Origin of the sequence: Pseudomonas sp. BS-2016, assembly GCF_001806145.1 — a bacterium.
Classification (GTDB): domain Bacteria; phylum Pseudomonadota; class Gammaproteobacteria; order Pseudomonadales; family Pseudomonadaceae; genus Aquipseudomonas; species Aquipseudomonas lundensis.
Genome location: NZ_MLCT01000179.1, coordinates 1 through 1,769 on the forward strand (window position 1 = coordinate 1; position 1,769 = coordinate 1,769).

At 60.4% G+C, this 1,769-nt stretch carries 2 protein-coding genes and 1 pseudogene; all 3 read left to right on the plus strand.

The window, feature by feature from the left end:
- Positions 1–160 precede the first annotated feature (160 nt).
- Complete coding sequence (locus BKD70_RS23515) at positions 161–421, plus strand: DUF2790 domain-containing protein (protein WP_054898328.1); 261 nt, start codon at positions 161–163, stop codon at positions 419–421.
- 42 nt (positions 422–463) lie between these two features.
- A complete protein-coding gene (locus BKD70_RS23520) occupies positions 464–1,135 on the plus strand; it encodes a heavy metal response regulator transcription factor (RefSeq protein WP_003192516.1) in 672 nt (223 codons plus the stop codon).
- Positions 1,132–1,769 (plus strand): annotated as a pseudogene (locus BKD70_RS23525) (two-component sensor histidine kinase); the annotation flags it as partial. The gene BKD70_RS23520 and the pseudogene BKD70_RS23525, both read left to right, overlap by 4 nt.

Sequence of the window (1,769 nt, forward strand, 5' to 3'; positions counted from 1 at the left end):
GCCCTGCAATCTACGGATCACCTCGACGCTTGTAAACGCCGAGTCCTGGCCCGTCACCTCCAAGTAAAAAATGACGAACTTGTCATGATCCTGTTGGTTGGCTGTTGGGGTCGCCTGGTTACCGTGAGCTCACTACCCACCCGGAACGTGAGACACCACCATGAAACTGATTGCCCTGGGCTTCGCCGCTTTGCTCGCCACTGGCTCGGCATTCGCTGCCGATACCGCCCCCGCTACCAACGTGATCCACGACAAAACCGGCTTCTTCGTGCACCTGGATGTCGCCAGGGTGCTGTCGAGCACCGACACCTACGGCCAATGCGGGGTTGTGCCGGCGCAACTGCGCTATCTGGACCACCAAGACCGTGAACATGTTCTCGATTACCAAGTCCAGGGCACCGGTTGCGCCAATGACAATTGATCGGGCTACACTGGCGCAACTTATTGAAGCAGAGCACTTCCCATGAACATCCTTGTAGTCGAAGACGAACCCAAGGCCGGCAATTATCTGCTCAATGGCCTGCAGGAACTGGGGCATTGTGTGAGCCTGGCCCGCGATGGCGTGGACGGTTTGCACCAGGCCCTGGAGACGCCGTTCGACGTAATCGTACTCGACGTGATGATGCCGAAAATGGATGGCTGGGAAGTGCTGCGTCGCCTGCGCAAAGAGGCCGATACGCCGGTGCTGTTCCTCACCGCCCGCGATGACATCGCCGACCGCATCAAAGGCCTTGAACTGGGTGCCGATGACTACCTGATCAAGCCCTTTTCGTTCGCCGAACTGGTGGCGCGCCTGCGTACCCTCAACCGTCGTGGCCCGAGCCGGGATGAAGAGCAACTGCACATCGCCGACCTGCACATTGACGTACTCAAACGTCGGGTCACCCGCGCCGGCACGCGCATTACCCTGACCAACAAAGAGTTCGCCCTACTGCATCTGTTTGCCACGCACCAGGACCAAGTGCTGTCCCGCTCGCTGATTGCTTCGCGGGTGTGGGACATGAACTTCGACAGCGACACCAATGTGGTGGATGTCGCCGTGCGCCGCCTGCGCCTGAAAATCGACGACCCGTTCCAGCTCAAGCTGATCCACAGCGTGCGGGGCATTGGCTACCGCTTCGATACCCAGCCATGAACCGTCAACACCCTTACTCCCTGACCCTGCGCCTGGCGTTGATCTTCGCCCTGCTCGCCTTCGCCTTGCTGGCCACCCTGGGCGTGGCGCTGTACCGGGAACTGGAGCGCGAACTGATCCGCCGCGATGACGCCGCGCTGATATCCCGGGTGGACCAGTTACGCAACCTGCTCAACGACAGCAATACCCTGGACCTGATCAAGACCAAGCCAGAGCTGTTCCAGAACATGTTGGGCAACCGCGAATCCGTGCTGAGCATTGCCGCCCCCGACAAACAGCCACTGCTGCTGGTAAACCCGGGGAATATTGAGTTGCCGTCGATCCAGCCGCTGCCCAAGGATCACAAACTCATGTTGAGCGACGTGCAACATTTGCCAGGCCTGAACGGTATTCCCTTCTCGCTAGTGGCCGTGGCTATCGACTCCGGCGACCTGGGCAGCCTGCAAATCACCAGCGGCCGCCTGATGACCGAGCGCACCGCGGTGCTCACCAGTTATCGACTCAGCGTATACATCCTGGCGAGTATCGCCGCGATCATCCTGGCGCTGGTGGGTTACCTGCTGGTTCATCGCGGCTTGCTGCCATTGCGCCGCCTGGCCCGGCATGCCCAAGGGATCGGCGTCAGCAACCTGGC